Source organism: Sphingomonas sp., assembly GCF_042095875.1.
Taxonomy (GTDB): domain Bacteria; phylum Pseudomonadota; class Alphaproteobacteria; order Sphingomonadales; family Sphingomonadaceae; genus Sphingomonas.
In genome coordinates this window covers 1-18077 of record NZ_JBELMJ010000011.1, presented here as the reverse complement: position 1 = coordinate 18077, position 18077 = coordinate 1, and the positions used below count along the sequence as shown (strand labels likewise).

General features: G+C 68.4%; 11 protein-coding genes. All 11 read left to right on the top strand.

Annotation, left to right across the window (positions count from 1 at the left end):
* Positions 1-264: 264 nt before the first annotated feature.
* Positions 265-3348 carry a TonB-dependent receptor gene (locus ACFDS6_RS05970; RefSeq protein ID WP_375271204.1) on the top strand — a complete coding sequence of 1028 codons (3084 nt, stop codon included), beginning with the start codon at positions 265-267 and terminating at the stop codon, positions 3346-3348.
* 109 nt (positions 3349-3457) lie between these two features.
* Entirely contained in the window at positions 3458-4963 is a 1506-nt protein-coding gene (locus ACFDS6_RS05965; protein ID WP_375271203.1) for a tryptophan halogenase family protein, read from the top strand.
* A 108-nt stretch (positions 4964-5071) separates the two neighbouring features.
* Positions 5072-6289, top strand: a complete 1218-nt coding sequence (locus ACFDS6_RS05960) for an ROK family protein (protein ID WP_375271202.1) — start codon at positions 5072-5074, stop codon at positions 6287-6289.
* A gap of 40 nt (positions 6290-6329) precedes the next feature.
* Complete coding sequence (locus tag ACFDS6_RS05955) at positions 6330-7274, top strand: ROK family protein (RefSeq protein WP_375271201.1); 945 nt, start codon at positions 6330-6332, stop codon at positions 7272-7274.
* A gap of 60 nt (positions 7275-7334) precedes the next feature.
* On the top strand, positions 7335-10760 hold the full coding sequence (locus ACFDS6_RS05950) for a LamG-like jellyroll fold domain-containing protein (protein ID WP_375271200.1): 3426 nt from the start codon (positions 7335-7337) through the stop codon (positions 10758-10760).
* On the top strand, positions 10757-12151 hold the full coding sequence (locus ACFDS6_RS05945) for a sugar porter family MFS transporter (RefSeq protein ID WP_375271199.1): 1395 nt from the start codon (positions 10757-10759) through the stop codon (positions 12149-12151). Before ACFDS6_RS05950 ends, ACFDS6_RS05945 begins: the two co-directional genes overlap by 4 nt.
* 285 nt (positions 12152-12436) lie before the next feature.
* The gene (gene coxB, locus ACFDS6_RS05940; RefSeq protein WP_375271198.1) at positions 12437-13312 is read left to right on the top strand and encodes a cytochrome c oxidase subunit II; all 876 of its coding nucleotides are present in this window, start codon (positions 12437-12439) and stop codon (positions 13310-13312) included.
* Between the two features lie 22 nt (positions 13313-13334).
* Positions 13335-15857 carry a cytochrome c oxidase subunit I gene (gene ctaD / locus ACFDS6_RS05935; RefSeq protein ID WP_375271197.1) on the top strand — a complete coding sequence of 841 codons (2523 nt, stop codon included), beginning with the start codon at positions 13335-13337 and terminating at the stop codon, positions 15855-15857.
* Positions 15854-16246, top strand: a complete 393-nt coding sequence (locus ACFDS6_RS05930; RefSeq protein ID WP_375271196.1) for a hypothetical protein — start codon at positions 15854-15856, stop codon at positions 16244-16246. The genes ctaD and ACFDS6_RS05930 overlap by 4 nt, the downstream gene beginning before the upstream one ends.
* The gene (locus tag ACFDS6_RS05925) at positions 16243-16827 is read left to right on the top strand and encodes a cytochrome c oxidase assembly protein (RefSeq protein WP_375271195.1); all 585 of its coding nucleotides are present in this window, start codon (positions 16243-16245) and stop codon (positions 16825-16827) included. The genes ACFDS6_RS05930 and ACFDS6_RS05925 overlap by 4 nt, the downstream gene beginning before the upstream one ends.
* Positions 16824-17966, top strand: coding sequence for a c-type cytochrome (locus ACFDS6_RS05920; protein ID WP_375271194.1), 1143 nt, complete (start codon positions 16824-16826; stop codon positions 17964-17966). The genes ACFDS6_RS05925 and ACFDS6_RS05920 overlap by 4 nt, the downstream gene beginning before the upstream one ends.
* Positions 17967-18077 lie beyond the last annotated feature (111 nt).

Here is an 18077-nt window from a genome sequence, read left to right as displayed (position 1 = left end):
GAGCGTGCCGCGCTAGCCACCATCGCCACCTCTTGTGCGGGTTTCTCGTGCACGAGGAGGCGACGCGTGCGCGCTCATCGTTGAAACTTGTACCCACCATTCGCGCTTTGATCCCGCCTAGTTCAGCAACGTGTTGCAGCGCCGACACGCCCGCACACTTCTTTTCGGCCAGCTTGACCACGCATTGACACGCGCACGCGCTCGGCAATAAATAAAAACGAGTGATTTAAGAAAACAGTTGCCGAGAAATACAGGGGAGGATCAATGCTGGTTTCGATTGCCTCGCGCCGTGCCATGCTCACGGCCGTATCGCCGCTCGCGCTCGTGATGATGAACGGTGCAGCGCACGCGCAAGCCGCCGGGAATGCCGGGCCGGAAGCGACGACCACCTCCGCCGATCCGGTCGCCGCGCCGACGCAGGCCGACAATGCGGGTGATGACATCGTCGTCACCGGCATCCGCGCCTCGCAGGCGCGCGCCATCGAGGTAAAGCGCAACGCCGACAGCGTCGTCGAGGCGATCAGCGCGCAGGACATCGGCAAGCTGCCCGACGTCACGATCGCCGATTCGCTACAGCGCATCCCCGGCGTGCAAATCCGCCGCGAGGCGGGCGAGGGCGGCGCGATCAACATCCGCGGTCTCCCGCAGGTCACGACTTTGCTGAACGGCGAGCAGTTCCTGGGCGCCAACTCGGTCACCACGGTGCAGCCGAACTTCACCGACATACCGTCGCAGCTGTTCTCCGGCGCGACCGTGTTCAAATCGCCGACCGCGTCGCTGCAGCAGGCGGGCCTGTCGGGTACCGTCGACCTGCTCACGCGTCGCCCGTTCGACCTGAAGAGTGGGCTGACGATCGCCGCGGCGGCGGAAGGGCAGTACGGCGACCGCACGGACAAGTGGAATCCGGCGGCGAACGGCCTGATCTCGTACAACTCGGGCCGCTTCGGTATCCTCGCGTCCGCGTCCTACGCCGACCTCGACCTGGCGAACAGTTTCCGCGGTATCCAGGATTACGGCATCGCGCTGCGCAACGAAGGCGGCAGCGCCACCAGCCCCGGTGATTTCGCCGTAGGCAACAATGGCGTCAGTCGCGGCAGGCCGGTCCGCAACGCGGGTGGCACGATCATCGGCTACGACGTGAACGGCGATGGCGACGCGAACGACGCGTTCATCACTCCGCAGGCGCACACCGCGTGGAACCGCATCACCAGCCGCGACCGCTTCGGCGCGAACGCGTCGCTGCAGTTCGAGATCAACGACGCGCTGCGGCTGACCGCGGACGGGTTCTACACGCGCCAGACACAGTATGACCGCACCGCCGGCTTCCAGTTCCAGGCGGTGGACTGGCAGTCCGCGCCCTATCTGCCGACCAAGTCGCGCGACACCGGTGCGGTGGTCGGCGGCTACAACCTCAACACGGTGCAGACATACGCCTACGACCTGCCCAATTTCGACAGTTATTCCGAGACGTTCCGGACCAAGAGCGAGTCGCAGAACTACAATCTGCAACTCGATTGGAAGCCGAGCGACACGTTCAAGGCGACCGTGCGCGGCATCTACGGCAAGGCATCGCGCGAGCGCGACCAAGCGTACACGCAGTTCAGCCTGACCAACGGCGCGCAATGGGGTTACAACGGCGTCGGCAACTATCCGGCTTCGCTGGGCGGCGACGTGCGCTTCAATCCGACCGGCTATGCGATCTACAGCCAGGACGCGACGGTTGATTACTCGAGCGGCAAGCCGGTGTTCGGTTTCTCGCCCGCGTTCCTGGCGCAGGCGGGCGACATCTCGCGCTACGGCCTGAAGACGATCTCGTCCGAGGGCAACCAGTATCAGAAGGGCGATTTGTGGGCGCTGCGCGGCGATGCCGAGTGGGCGCCGAGCGATCAGTTGAACGTCAAGTTCGGCGGGCGATACGGCGAGCGCAGCGTGGATCAGTTCACCTTCGAGCGCGTCTCGCCCTTCTACGCCGGCAATCGCGACAATGCGGCCAACCCGGCGGCGGGCTGCCTCGTCAAGTGGAAGGCGTTCGACGTCAATCTGAACGATCCGAAATGCTCGGTGCTCGACGCGCAGGGTAACGCCTATACCGCGGGCTACACGCGCCAGGCGAACGATCCGATCTTCGCCGGGCTGGTGAAGCAATTCTCGACCCCCGCAGCGGGCACGCCCAACCTGTTCGTGCTCGATCCCAAGGCGATGGACGACAGCCAGGCATGGCAGAACAAATTCTATCCCGGCAGCATCAACAACGTGAACCCGGCCGACTCGTTCGGCATCGATCTGCAGCAGATCTCCGGTTACGCGCAGGTGTCGGGCGAGGGCGAGGTGCTCGGCCTGCCGTTCCGCGCCAACGGCGGGTTGCAGGTCGTCAACACGCGCTTCCAGGTTCGCCAGAACCTGGTCGGTGCACCGCAGCCCTACGGCCTGTCGGGGCTCGATAACGGCGATGTCGTGACCAAGCGCGACTTCACCGACTTCCTGCCCGCGTTCAACGTCGCGTTCGACCTGACGAGCAAGTTGCGCGCACGCGCGTCCTTCTCCAAGACGATGACTCTGCTCGATTTTCTGCAATGGGGCGGCGGGTTGAACGTTAATTACGCGATCAACACCACGATTCAGCCGGCCCGTTTCGAGGCGAGCAGCGCCGACGCGCGTGGCAACCCCAATCTCGATCCGTGGCGCGCCACCAACGTCGAGGCGAGTGTCGAATATTACACCGGCCGATCGAGCCTGATCGCGCTGGGTGCGTTCCACATCGCGGTAGACAAGTTCATCGCCAATGCGACGGTGATCCGCAACGACATTCCGGACAATGACGGCGTGATCCGGCGGCCGATCCCGACCAACACGGTGGTGCAGGGCGAGGGCGGCACGCTGAAGGGGATCGAGGCGTCGGCGCGCCAGTCGCTGCGCGACTACGGCGTCACCGGCTTCTTCGGCGGCTTCGGCGTCGACGCCAATTACACGCTGTCGCTGGGCGAAACCGGCCGCGTCGATCTCGCCGGCAACAAGCAGCCGTTCCAGGACAATTCCAAGCACCAGGTCAACGCCGCTCTGTGGTACGAGCAGTACGGCATCCAGACGCGCGTCGCCTACAATTACCGGTCCAAGCGGCTGGCGGCGTCGGACTATGGCGGCATCAGTGGGCTGGCGCAGTATCAGCAGCCGACCAACTACCTCGACGCCTCGATCAGCTACGACATCCTGCCGTACCTGACGATCTACGGTCAGGCGTCGAACCTGACCGCCGAGACCGAGCGCTACTACCTCACCTTCCAGGATCAGGTGTTCAACGAGAACATCTATGAGCGGCGGTTCATCGCGGGCGTGCGCGCGCGCTTCTGATCCCGGTCCCGATCTCCCCCGCCTGCCGCCGTGTCGGTGATCCCGTGCACGGCGGCACTTTCCCGCGGATCGCGGATCGCGCAATCATCGCGGACGAGGAGAAGGTGTGATGCGTGACCCCATACGCTCGATCGTCATCGTCGGCGGCGGCACCGCCGGCTGGATGGCGGCGACCTTTCTCGCGCGGCGGCTCGCGCACCTCGGCGTGTCGATCACGGTGGTGGAGAGCTCCGCCATCGGCACCGTCGGCGTCGGCGAGGCGACCGTGCCCGCGATCCGCGACTTCTTCGCCGCGGTCGAGCTCGGCGAAACCGACCTGCTGCGCGAGACCGAGGCGACGATAAAGTACGGCATCCGCTTCGCCGACTGGAAAGCGCCGGGACACAGCTTCTTTCACCCGTTCGGCCTGTACGGCGTCCCGGCGCGCGGCGTCGCCTTTCACCATTACTGGCTGAAACGCCGCGCTGCGGGCGACGCGACGCCGATCGGCGATTACTGCCTAGCGACGCAACTGGCCGAGCGCGGATTGTTCCTGCCGCCGAGCGACCGGCCCGCCAACGATCTGGGCGTGTTCAACTTCGCGGTGCATTTCGACGCGTCGAAGTTCGCGGCGCTGCTGCGCCGGCTGGCGCTGGCGAACGCGGTTGGGCACCGCGACGCGCAGGTTACGCGTGTCGCGCTCGACCCGGAACGCGGCCACGTCACCGGTGTCGACCTGGATAGCGGAGAGCATCTGCCAGGCGACCTGTGGATCGATTGTTCCGGCTTTCGCAGCCTGTTGCTCGGCGAGGCGATGGAGGTTGGTTTTCGGGACTGGCGCCACTGGCTGCCGTGCGACCGCGCGGTTGCACTGCCGTGTTCGAGTGACCGGGTGCACCACCCGATGACGACCGCGACCGCGATGGAGGCGGGCTGGCGATGGCACATCCCGCTGCGCCACCGCGTCGGTAACGGCTACGTCTACTGCTCCGACTTCATCGACGACGACGCGGCCGAGGCGCGATTGCGCGAAACACTGGAGAGCGAAGCGCTCGCCAGTGCCAACCGCATCCGCTTCACGCCCGGGCACCGCGACGAGTTCTGGACGCGCAACGTCGTCGGGCTCGGCCTGTCGAGCGGGTTCCTCGAACCGCTCGAATCGACCAGTATTACGCTGATCCAATCGGGCCTGGAACGATTGCTGCCGTTGTTTCCCGATCGGAACTTCGATCCGCGGCTCGCCGCCGTTTACAACCGGCAGTCGGTGCTCGAATTCGAGCGTATCCGCGACTTCCTTATGCTCCACTACCAGGGCAACGCGCGGCACGGCGAGCCGTTCTGGGATCATGTTCGCGCCATTCAGCCGCCACCGGGACTGCAGATCAAGCTCGACGCGTGGCGCGCGGCCGGCGAGTTCGTCCGCAACGAGTGGGACACGTTCCAGGACGCGAGTTGGTTGAGCATGTACGCCGGGTTCGATGACCTCCCAGCGGGTCACTCGCCGATGGCCGACCAGTTCACTGATGCCGAGCTGCGCGACAGCATGGCGCGAATGCGCGACGCGATCACCGCGACACTCGCACACGCCGAGCCGCACGCCACGTTCCTTGCTCGCGTGACGGGAGCTTGGGGGTGAGCCGCGTAGAACCCAGAAACGGACACGAGAGCGAATCCGCTCTCCCAGCTGTTCCTATTACTGAAAATTGTCTGATTAATTCACATGCGTCTCTAGGTTTCATCGTCGATGTCCTCTGATCCCGCCAACGTACGCGCGCAGCCACGGCTGGTCGGCGCGAATATCGGACATGCCGGTCTGCACAACCAGCGCGTGGTGCTGCACGCGATCCGCGTCGCCGGCACCGCGACGCGCGCCGAGATCGCGGACGTCACCGGACTGACGCCGGCCACGATCAACAACATTACCAACCGCCTGCTCGACGAAGGGCTGCTGGAGCGCGCGGGGCAGCGGCGCGGCGGGCGCGGCCAGCCCGCGACCCGGCTGGTGATTGCGGCGGGCGGTGCCTTCTCGATTGGCATCAACATCGACCGCGATCACCTGACGCTGGTGGCAGTCGACTTCGAAGGCGCGGTTCGTGCGCGGATCAGCCACGAGACCGCGTTCGCGACGCCCGAGCAGGTGCGGCGGTTCTACCGCGAGAACGTCCACGAGTTGCTGCAGCAGGGCGGCATCGCCGCCTCGTCGCTGACCGGCATTGGGGTAGCCTTGCCCGACGATCTCGGGCGGGTCGATCTGCTCGGGCGGCCGAGCGACTACGAGCAATGGTCGTCGATCGACGTGGCGGGATTGTTCGACGAACCCTTCGCCTTGCCCGTGCTGGTCGAGAACGACGCGGCGGCGGCGGCGATCGGTGAGATGCAGTTCGGGCTGGGGCAGCATTATTCCAGCTTCTTCTATCTGCTCGTCACCTTCGGTCTGGGCGGCGGCGTGGTGGTCAACTCGCTCTACAATCGCGGGGCTGACGGGCGCAGCGGCGAGATCGGCTTCATGATGGTGGAGGATCGCGAAGGGCAGCGGGTACAGTTGCAGAGCATCGTCTCGCTCGCCGGCTTCAAGCGCGCGCTGTCGGATGCGGGGCTGGAGCACGGCAGCGTGCGTGACCTCGACCTGCGCGATGCGCGCGTCGCACAGATCGCGCACGAGTGGGTCGGACGCGCCGCGCAGGCGCTGGTGCAGCCGGTGATCGCGGTCAATTGCCTGCTCAATCCGGGCGCCGTGCTGATCGGGGGGCGATTGCCGTTCGCCTTGGTCGAACAACTCGCGCAGCGCACCAACGTCCTGGTGCGACGGCTGGGCGCGCACGCGCCGACGCTGGCGCCGATCAAGGCGGCGGCGATGGCGGAGGATTCACCCGCGATCGGTGCCGCGCTGCTGAGCTTCGGGCACCTGCTGCTGCCCGCCGACAGCGTCGCGGGCGGCACGCGCGTGGACGCGGCCGCGTGACGCCACGACACCAGCCATGATCCCAGGGAAAGCGTGAGCCATGCGGCAGGCAGGATCGCAGCGCATCGCGGGTGTGGAGCTCGGCGGCACCAAGTGCATCATCGTCTTGTCCGACGAGCACGGCCGCATCGTCGCGCAGCACGCGCTTCCCACCGAGGCGCCGGCGCGGACGCTGGCGGCGATCGCCGCGCGGCTGGACGAATGGTGGAGTGAGGGTGGCTTCGACGCGCTGGGCGTCGCCTCGTTCGGGCCGCTCGACCTCGATCGACGCTCGTCCGGCTACGGCACGGTCACGACCACGGCGAAGCCGGGGTGGCGCGACGCACCCGTGCTGGCGACGCTGGCCGATCGCTTCGACGTGCCGGTCGCGTTCGACACCGACGTGAACGGTGCGGCCTTGGCGGAAGGTCGTTGGGGCGCGGCAAAGGGTATGCGCGACTTCGCCTATGTCACGGTCGGAACGGGCGTCGGCGTCGGATTGATCGTCAACGGCGCCCCGACGCGCGGGATCGGGCATTGCGAGGCGGGTCACATGCGGGTCGCCCGGCTCGCCGGTGACGACTGGCCCGGCGCCTGCCCCTATCACGGTGCTTGCGTCGAGGGGTTGGCGGCGGGACCGGCGATCGCGGCGCGGACGGGTGCGCCCGCCGAAACGCTGTCCCACGATCATCCGGTGTGGGACACCGTGGTCGAGGCGGTGGCGCAGATGCTCCAGGCGCTCGCCGCGGCGACGGGGCCGCGCCGTATCCTGGTCGGCGGCGGCGTGCTGGGCAAGCGGCCGGAGCTGGTCGCGCGCGTCGACGCGCGGGTGCGCGCGCTGGTGGGCGATTACCTGCCGCTGCCGCCGATCGACGCGACCGCACCCTACGTGTCGCTGCCCGGTCTGGGCGCGGCGGCGGGCCCGCTCGGCCCGATCGCGCTCGCGCTGACGGTCGCGCCGCCGCCCGCCGCGCTTCCGGTCCGGACAACCGCCAGCTGTCACTGAACGCACACCAACGTCGCCGGCGACAAGGACGGCGACGAACGAGAAACGGGGAGAGAAGAGATGCACGCGCGGAGCAAGTTTGCGATTACCCTGCTGTCGGGTGCCGTCTTCGCCAGCCTGTCGGCCGCGGCCCAGGTGTCGTCGCCGGTGCCGGTGAATGGCGGGCCGTACAACGCGCACGTGCTGCAAGGCGGCATCGGCATCGAGCGGCCGCTCGAGCAGGCCGACGCGCTGGTCGCCGTGGGCGCGCCCTATACGCTTTCGACCTGGGTGCGCCCCGACGCGGGGCTGCGCGGCGAGGTGGTGCTGGTGCAGTTGGGAGATGCTGCCGCGCGCCGCGCGCTGGTGCTCGCGGATGGTCGGATCGGACTGCGCGATGGTGCGACGCTGATCCGCGGCGGTGCGGTGCCGGCGGGTAGCTGGCACCACGTCGCCGCAACGTCTGATGGATCGCGGGTCACGCTGTACGTCGACGGCCGCGCGGTGGCACGCGGCAGCGCGCGATCGGCCGCGGTGGCGCCGCGGATCGGGGTCGCGCCGGCCGTCGCCGACACGCCGCATTTCGGCGGCGATCTGGTGGATGCGCGCGTCGAGGCTCACGCGCTGGGTGCCGCCGCCGTCGCCGGGATCGCGCGCGCGCGGCCGGAGTTCGCGCTGGTGCAGATGACCGATGTCGGCGTCGGCTGGCCGCTGCAGAAGCAGGCCAACATCGGCCTGACCGCGCAGCAGGACGCCTGGACGCTGCCGCAGTCGCGCGACAACGCTTATACCGCGCCGGTCGCCAAGCCGGTGTCGACCGCGCCGGTGATGCAGCCGACTGCGCCCGGTCATTGGCAGGTCAACGGCTGGACACTCGCCGCCGCACCCGACGTGGCGGGCGACGGCGCGACGCTCTCGCGTCCAGGTGCCACCCGCGGCATCTGGCGTGCCGCCAACGTGCCGGGCACCGTGCTCCAGACCTTGGTCGATCGCGGCGTCTATCCCGACCCTTATTACGGGCTCAACAACCTCAAGATACCCGAGAGCCTGGCGCGGCAGGATTACTGGTACCGCACCAGCTTCACCGTACCGGCTGAGGCGGCGGGGAAGCGGCTGACGTTGGTGTTCGGCGGCATCAATTATGCCGCGGAGATCTGGGCCAATGGCGCGCAGCTGGGCGAGACGCGCGGCGCGTTCGTGCGCGGGCAGTTCGCCTACACGCCGGTCGCGGGCGAGAACGTCGTCGCGGTCAAGGTGTCGCCGCCGCCGCATCCCGGCATCCCGCACGAGCAATCGGTCAAGGCAGGCGTGGGCGAGAACGGCGGGCAGCTGGCGATCGACGGCCCCACCTTCGTCGCGACAGAAGGGTGGGACTGGATACCCGGCATCCGCGACCGCAACACCGGATTGTGGCGCCCGGTGGAGCTGGTCGCGACCGGCCCCATCAAGATCGGCGACCCGCACGTCGTCACCGACCTGCCGCTGCCGCGCACCGACAGCGCCGACGTCCACGTCACCGTGCCGATCGACAATGCCGGTGCGGCGACGCCGGTCACGGTGCGCGTCGCGTTCGAGGGCGTCACGATCGAGAAGCAGGTGACCGCGCCCGCCGGGCACAGCGAGGTCGCCTTCACCCCGGCCGAGTTCCGGGAGTTGAGGGTCGCCAATCCTAAGCTCTGGTGGCCGAACGGCTACGGCGAGCCGCACCTGTACGACGTGACCTACCAGGTGGCGGGGGCGAGCGGCGTCTCCGACACGCGCCGCGACCGCTTCGGCATCCGCGAGGTCAGCTACGACCTGTCGCTGTTCGACGCCGCCGGCCGCCTTCGCCGCGTCAACGTGCAGACCACCGACGGCGGGCTCGCGCGCACGCCGCTGATCGACGTGCGCCATGCCGCGATCAAGCAGTCGCCGACCGGCTGGGCGGAGTCGCTCACCCCTGCGGGTGAGCGCTCGCCCGCCGTTACCGCGATCACCGAGACCTTGCCCGAGCCGCACCTGACGATCCGCGTCAATGGCGTGCGCATCGCCGCGCGCGGCGGTAACTGGGGCATGGACGACGCGATGAAGCGGGTCAGCTACGACCGGCTCGCGCCCTATTTCCGGCTCCAGCGCGAAGCGCACATGAACATCATCCGCAACTGGATGGGCAACAACAACGAGGAGGAGTTCTTCGATCTCGCCGATGAGAACGGCATGATGGTTCTGAACGATTTCTGGCAGTCGACGCAGAACTTCCAGGTCGAGCCCGACGACGCGTCGCTGTTCCTCGCCAACGCGCGCGACACGATCGCGCGCTATCGCAACCATCCGTCCATTATCCTGTGGTTCGGGCGCAACGAGGGCGTGCCCTATCCCACGCTCAACGAGGGGTTGGCGAAGGCGGTGTTCGAGCTCGACGGCACGCGCTGGTTCACCGGCAGCTCGAACGTCGTCAACCTGCAGGGGTCGGGGCCGTACAATTACCGCCCGCCGGTCGGTTACTTTACCGATCTCGCCACCGGCTTCTCGGTCGAGACCGGCACGCCGTCGCTGTCGACCGCGGAGTCGATCGCGAGCTACGTGCCCGCGGGCGACCGCTGGCCGCTCGGCGACGTGCTCGCCTATCACGATTGGCATTTCGCCGGGAACGGCGACACCAAGACGTTCATGGCCACGCTCGAGCGCATGTACGGCGCGGGCACCAGCTTCGCCGATTTCGAGCGCAAGGCGCAGATGATGAACCTAGAAACGCACAAGGCGATGTACGAGGGATATCAGGGACATCTGTGGACCAAGAACTCGGGCCGGTTGCTGTGGATGACGCACCCGGCCTGGCCGTCGAATGCGTGGCAGATCTACTCGTGGGATTACGACACCCACGCCGCCTACTACGGCGCGAAGAAGGCGGTGGAGCCGCTCCACGTCCAGCTCAACCTGCCCTGCAACGAGCTGGTGGTGCTCAACACCACGCGCGACGACGCGCGCGGGCTGACCGCGCGGGTCCGCGTCGTCGGGCTCGACAATCGCGAGCTGTTCGCGCGCGACACGAAGCTCGACGCGCTCGCCAATCGCGCGACCCCGCTCGCCGCGGTCCCGCTCACGGAGCTCTTCGCACAGACGCCGATGGTGCTGGTCAAACTGTCGCTGCTCGGCAGTGACGGCCGCTCGGTATCGGAGAACTTCTACTGGCGTGGTCGCGACGAGGCGGCGTACCGCGCGCTCAATACGCTCGCGCCCGTCGCGCTGACTGCGCGCGCCACGGCGGCTCAGGTCGAGGGCGCCGACCGCGTGGTGCGGGTGACGCTCTCCAACGACACGGCCGTGCCCGCGCTCAACGCCAAGCTGACGCTGGTGGATGCCGCGGGCAAGCGCATCCTGCCCGCCTTCTACGACGACAATTACGTCTTGCTGCTGCCGGGCGAGCGCCGCGACATCGCGATCCGCTACCCCGCACACGTGGCCGTGCAGCCGAGCGTGACGCTCGCCGGGTGGAACGTCACCGCTGCGACGATCGCCGCGCGATGAGCGCCGCCAGCATCGCCGATACCGGGGACGCGGCGGGATCGGAAGGACGGGTCACCGCAGCGATCGTGCTCAGCGCGCTCGGCGCGGCGCTCGGCGGATTGTTGTTCGGGTTCGACACCGCGGTGATCTCGGGCACGACGACCGCCCTGCAGGCGCATTTCGCGCTCTCCGAGGCGAGCCTGGGGTTCACCGTCGCCGCGGCGCTGATCGGCACGGTGATCGGCTCGCTCGTCGCCGGCGCGCCCGCCGACCGGTTCGGGCGCAAGCCGATGCTGCTCGTGATCGCGGTCGCCTATGTCGTGTCGTCGCTCGGCGCAGGCCTCGCGGATAGCTGGGCCGCGCTGCTGCTGTTCCGGCTGCTCGGCGGCCTCGCGATCGGCGCCGCCTCGGTCGTGACGCCGGTCTATATCGCGGAAGTGTCGCCCGCGCGCTTCCGCGGCCGGCTAGTCGCGCTCAACCAGCTCAACATCGTGCTCGGCATCCTGCTCGCCTTTATGTCCAACTACCTGATGGCGCAGCTCGCCCCGGCGGAGACCGCGTGGCGCTGGATGCTCGGGATCGTCGCAGGCCCGTCCGCGGTGTTCCTGCTCGTCACCCTGCTGCTGCCCGACAGCCCGCGCTGGTACGCGACCAAGGGACGCGAGCGCGAGGCGCTGGCCGTGCTGCGACGCCTCGGCTTCGACGACGCGGCCGGTGCGCTCGCGCGGATGCGGGCGGCGCAGGACGACAGCGGCTCGCCCCGGCTGTTCCAGCGGCGCTACGCGGTGCCGGTCACCTGCGCGATCGCGATCGCGCTGTTCAACCAGCTATCGGGCATCAACGCACTGCTCTACTACGCGCCGCGCATCTTCGCGCTGGGCGGGGCAGGGGCGGACAGCGCCTTGCTGCAGTCGATCGCGGTCGGCGGCACCAACCTCGTCTTCACGCTTCTGGCGCTGACGCTCATCGATCGGTTCGGGCGGCGTCCGCTGCTGTTCGTTGGATCGGTCGCCTGCGCCGCCGCGCTGATCCTCGTCGGCGTCCAGCTCGAGCGCGCCGCGCCCGACGGGACGCTGATCCTCGTCGGACTGCTCGGCTTCATCGCGGCATTCGCGGTCAGCCAGGGCGCGGTGATCTGGGTGTTCATCTCCGAAGTGTTCCCCAGCGAGGTACGCGGCAAGGGACAGGCACTCGGTTCGACCACGCACTGGGTCATGGCGGCGGCGATCACTTGGACGTTCCCAATCGTCGCGGGCGCGCTCGGCGGGTACGTGTTCCTGTTTTTCGGCGCGATGATGCTGCTGCAATTCGTCTGGGTCGCGCGCTTCATGCCCGAGACGAACGGCGTGGTTCTGGAGGAGATGCGCTTCGATCCGGCCGGTGAAGCTGTAGGCAAGAGCCGCGGCAAGTAATCGACCCCGTAGAAGGACGGGGACGTGTAGCGATGCTGTCGTGTCGCTGACCTGTGTCGCTGACCTGTGTCGCTGGTGACCTGAAGCCGTCCTGCCGCGCCGCCCCGGTGATCTACCCGAGGAAAATACTAGAGCCGCCGGTACGAAATTCTTACTCCTGCCGACAGGAATGTAACATTGCATTTCTGCCGGGAAGGCGGCTTGCGTCTCGGGAAATTTGCGGGTCCGAACGGATTCATGTCGCGACAGTCCGCCCTATCCACCTTCGGCGTCGAAGCCGCGAACATGCGCGACCTCACGATCCTTATGGTGGCGAGCGGCGCGCTGATCTTCGCGGTGGTGGCCGCATTGTTCGTGGTCGCGATCCGATCGAAGCGCGACGCGATCGGTCACCGTGGTGGCATGCGGCTCGTGCTGTGGGCGGGGGCGGTCATACCGACGATCGTGCTCGCCGCGCTGCTGATCGGCACGCTGCCCGCGATGCGCCCGATCGTCGCGGGGCAAGACGCGCTGCTGGTCGACGTGGCCGGCGAGCAATTCTGGTGGCGGGTCGGTTATCGCACGCCAAATGGTCAGCCGATCGCGGCGGCGAACGAGGTACGCGTGCCCGTAGGGCGCACCGTTGACTTCCGGTTGAGCGCGGCCGACGTGATCCACAGCTTCTGGATTCCCGGGCTCGCGGGCAAGGTCGACATGATCCCCGGGCGCACCAACCGCCTGGTCGCGCGCGCCACCAGGGCAGGGCGCTACCGCGGGCAGTGCGCCGAGTTCTGCGGGTTGAGCCACGCGCTGATGGCGTTCGACGTCGTCGCGATGGAGCCCGTCGCATTCGACCGCTGGCTCGCCGATCAGGCTCGCCCCGCGGCCGCGCCGACCGACGCGGTCGCGCGGCGCGGCAGGGCGCTATTCACCGACAACGGCTGCGGCGGCTGTCACGCGGTCGCGGGAACCGCGGCGGCCGGCAGGATCGGTCCCGATTTCTCGCACATCGCCGCGCGTACCTCGCTCGGCGCCGGGATCATGCCGATGAACGAGGCCAATCTGATCCGCTTCATCCGCAACGCGCCCGCGGTGAAGCCCGGCGCCCGGATGCCCGCCTACACGCACCTCGCGCCCGCCGACACGCTGGCGATCGCGCGCTATCTGGAAACGTTGCAATGACACGCCCCGGCGGAGCGACCGCATGAGCCTCCACGCGCAGGACGACCCCGCCTTACGCGCCGCGCAGGAGGAGCGGTTGCGCGCGGTGTGGAAGTCGCCGACCGGCTGGTTCTTCCGCTGGACCGACGTCAACAACGATCGCGTCGGTGTGTGGTACACGCTGACGGCGTTCGCGTTCATGCTGTTCGCGGGCGTCCTCGCCCTCATCATGCGCGCGCAGCTCGCCGTGCCGTCGAACGACCTCGTCACCGCCTCGACCTTCAATCAGCTGTTCACGCTGCACGGGTCGATGATGATGTTCCTATTTGCGGTGCCGATGTTCGAGGCGGTGTCGATCATCCTGCTGCCGCAGCTGCTCGGCGCGCGCGACCTGCCGTTCCCGCGCTTGTCGGCGTTCGGTTACTGGAGCTTCCTGATCGGCGGCGTGTTCGTGTCGGGTTCGATCTTCTTCAACGTCGCGCCCGACGGCGGCTGGTTCATGTACCCGCCGTTCACGACGCGCACCGATCTGTCGGGGCTGGGCGCCGACATCTGGATGCTGGGGCTGAGTTTCATCGAGGTGTCGTCGGTCGCCGCCGCGGTCGAGCTGATCGTTGGCGTGCTGAAATGCCGGCCGCCCGGCATGCGGCTCAACCTCATGCCGCTCTATGCCTGGTACATCCTGGTCGTCGCGGTGATGATCCTGTTCGCCTTTCCGCCATTGATCGCGGGGGACGTGCTGTTCGAGATGGAACGGCTGCTCGGCTGGCCGTTCTTCGATCCGGCCAAGGGCGGCGACCCCTTGCTGTGGCAGCACCTGTTCTGGATCTTCGGCCACCCCGAGGTCTACATCGTCTTCCTGCCGTCGATCGCCTTGTTCGCGATGATCATTCCGACCTTCGCGCAGCGGCATATCCTGGGCTATCCGTGGATCGTGCTGGCGGCGGTCGGCACCGCGTTCCTGAGTTTCGGCCTGTGGGTCCACCACATGTTCGCGACCGGTCTGCCCAAGATCAGCCTCGCCTTCTTCTCCGCGGCGTCGGAGGCGGTGGCGATCCCGACGGGCGTGCAGATCTTCGTCTTTATCGCGACGTTGTGGGCCGGGCGCGTCGTGTTCTCGACCCCGCTGCTCTACGCGCTGGGCGCGATCGCGATCTTCGTGGTCGGTGGGCTGACCGGCGTGATGGTCGCGGTGGCGCCGTTCGACTGGCAGGCGCACGACACCTATTTCATCGTCGCGCACCTCCATTACGTGCTGATCGGGGGCACACTACTGCCGCTGTTCGGCGGGCTCTATTACTATTGGCCGCTGATCACGGGGAAGAAGCTGTCCGACCGGCTGGGGCGCACCGCCTTCTGGATCCTGTTCGTCGGCGCGAACCTCACTTTCTTCCCGATGCACATCACCGGGCTGCTCGGCATGCCGCGGCGCGTGTTCACCTACCCGGCCGAGTTGGGCGTCGACGGGCTGAACCTCCTGTCGACGATCGGCAGCTACCTGTTCGCCGGCGGCGTTCTGGTGATCGTGGTCGATCTGGCGCTAAGCCCCAGGCGCGCGAAGGCGCCGCGCAACCCGTGGAACGCGGGCACGCTCGAATGGCTGGCGCACCCCGACGACGAGGATTGGGGCATCCGCTCGGTTCCGCTGATCGAGAGCCGCTATCCGATCTGGGACCAGCCGAACTTCGTCGCCAACGTCGACGAGGGCCGGTTCTTCCTGCCCGACGCGGAAGAAGGCCGGCGCGAGACGATCATCACCACCGCGGTCGACGCGCGTCCCGCGCAGGTGATCCGGCTCGGCACGCCCAGCGTCGTGCCGATGATCACCGCGGTGGCGCTGGGCAGCGTGTTCATCCTGACCACCTATCACCTCTACTGGGCAGCGCTCGCGGGCGGGATGGCGACGCTGGCTGCGGTGCTGTGGTGGCTGTGGTCGACCGCCGAGATCCCGGAGAAGCCGGAGAAGTCGATCGGGCACGGCATCGTGCTGCCGCTCTACCGCTCCGGCCCCGCGGCGCCCGGCTGGTGGGCGATGTTCATCACCATGATGGCGGACGCGACCGCCTTCTCCGGGCTGGTGTTCGGTTACTACTTCTACTGGACGGTTCATCCCGACTTCCCGCCGACCGGCCCCGGCATGGACGGGCCGGGCACGTTCTGGCCGATGGTCGCGCTGGCGCTGACGCTCGCGTCCTGGGCGATGACGGTCGCCGCGCGCGAGCTGCACGGGCAGGGCCAAGTGACGGTCGCGCGCGGGTTGCTGGCGCTCGGCATCGTTGTGACGCTCGCCAGCCTGCTCGCAGGGATCGCGGGACCGTGGCTGACCGGGCTCGCGCCCAAGCTGCACGTCTACGGCGCGATCGTGTGGACGCTTGCGATCTGGACCGCGACCCACGCCGGGGTGGGCGTGATCTGCCAATCCTACACGCTCGCCAGGAGCTTCGCCGGCCGCATGACGCCCGACCATGACGCGGACCTTCGCAACATCACCGTCTTCTTCCACTTCCTCGCGCTGACCGCGATCGTCACCTACGCGACGATCGGGTTGTTTCCGCTGGCGTCATGAGCGACGAGCGCGAGAAGGGCCTCGCCGGCCGGGTGCGCGAGCGGCGCGTCACCTTGTGGACGCTGATCGTGCCGCCGACGGTCTGGGCGGTGCATTTCATGTTCTGCTACCTGTGGGTGGCGGTGTCGTGCGCGAAGCTGGCGTCGTTCGCGCGTTTCCCGGTCGCCTTCGCTGCGGGTACGCTGGTCGCGCTCGCAATCATCGTCGCCTCGGGGGTGGTCGCCTTCCTGCAGAGCCGCACGCCCGGCGATCCGCCGCCGCACGACGAGAGCACGGGCGTCGACCGCACGCGCTTCCTCGCCACCGCGACGCTGCTGCTCGCGGGGTTGAGCGTCGTCGGCGTGCTGTTCACCGCCGCGCCCGCGCTGATGCTGACCGATTGCCGGTGACGCGCGCGGCTGGCCTGGTCGTCGCGGGGCTGTCCGTCACGCTGTCGCTCATCCACCTCGGCATGACCGGGCACATGCTCGGCCACATGCTCGCGGTCGCGCTCGCCGCGCCGCTGCTCGCCTGGCGCGGCGCTGCGGCAGCGCGGCAGCGCGGACACGGCCTGCCGATGCTGATCGCCGCGGTCGAACTGGTGGTGGTGTGGGGCTGGCACCTGCCCGGCGCGCGCGACCTGGCAGATGGATCGGTGTCGGTCGCGCTGGTCGAGCAGGCGATGTTCCTGGGCGTCGGCTACGCCCTGTGGCGCGCGGCGCTCGCTCGGCCGGCGAGCGGCGTCGCCGCGCTGCTGCTCACCTCGATGCATATGACGCTGCTGGGCGTGCTGATCGGCCTCGCGCCGCGCCCGCTCTACGCCACCATGGCGATGCACCCGGCGGCCGGGCTCGACGCGCTCGCCGATCAGCAACTCGGCGGCGTCGTCATGCTGGTCGTCGGCGGCGCGAGCTACTGCCTGGGCGGGCTGTGGATGCTCGCCGGTTTGCTGCGGCAGGGAACGTCGCGAGAGAGGGAGGTACGCGCGTGACGGTCCGATTGACGTGGAAGCGGGTGATCGTCTCGCTGCTAGGCGTGTTCGCGTTCGGCATGGCTTTCGCCTGGTCGGGCATTTTCAACGTCGCGGCGTCGAGCGGCCATTGGGCGATCACCAACTGGTTCCTCCACTGGGTGATGCGCAACTCGGTCCAGACCCACGCGGCGGTGTCGACGCCGGAGACGATCATCGATCGCGGCGGCATGGTCAGCGCGGCGGGGCATTTCGCGCAGTCCTGCGCCTCGTGCCACGGCGCGCCCGGCGCGCGCCCGCTGCCCGTCATGCAGCGCGCGACCCCGCACGCGCCCGACTTGTCGGTCAACGCGCGCGAGTGGACCGACCGCCAGCTGTTCTGGATACTGCGCCACGGCGTGAAGTTTTCCGGCATGCCCGCCTGGGGCACCGACGGGCGCGACGACGAGATCAGGCGCATGGTCGCGTTCGTCCGCGCACTGCCGACGATGACGCCGGCGCAATATCGCGCGCTCGTCGCGACGCCGGTACCGCCGGCGACGCTGCCGGCCGCGGACGCGGTGATCGCCGCGCGCTGCACCGGGTGCCACGGCGCGAACGGGCGGGGGCGCGGCCAGCCCGACATCCCGATCCTCGCCGGGCAGCGCGTCGCGGTGCTGGAGGCGGCGCTGCGCCACTACCGCGCGGGCGTGCGGCACAGCGCGGTGATGCAGCAGGCCGCCGCCACGCTCGACAACGCGCAAATCCGGATGCTCGCGCGGCACTTCGCCGCCATGCCGGGGCTGGGCGATCGTCCGGCGGCTACTTCAGTGACGGGCGCAACGCGCGCGCGCGCGCGGCAGATCGTCGAGCACGGCGTGCCCCGCCTGCAACTGCCCGCGTGCGCGGCTTGCCACGGCCCCGGCAAGCCGCAACCGATCCTGACCGGACAGCGCGCCAGCTACATCGCGTCGCGGCTGCGCCACTGGAAGGGCGACGGCAAGGAGATCGACGCGCGCCAGTCGCAGGCGATCATGCCGGTGATCGCGCGGCGCATTCCGGAGGAAATGATCGACCCGCTCGCTTCCTATCTGGCCGGCGAGCGCCAGCAGCATGGTCTTCATTGGGTTAGTCCTTTCGCGCAATCAGCGCGCCGTATGGAGCGAAGTCGGCGCCGCTGACGCCGATCGAGAGCAGGGGAGTGAGGTCGGCCGCGTCCGCCCAGACCTGCGGCTCTGCCGACAGGTTGAAGGCGCAGACGACGCGGTCGTTGCGATGATTGCGCGCGAACA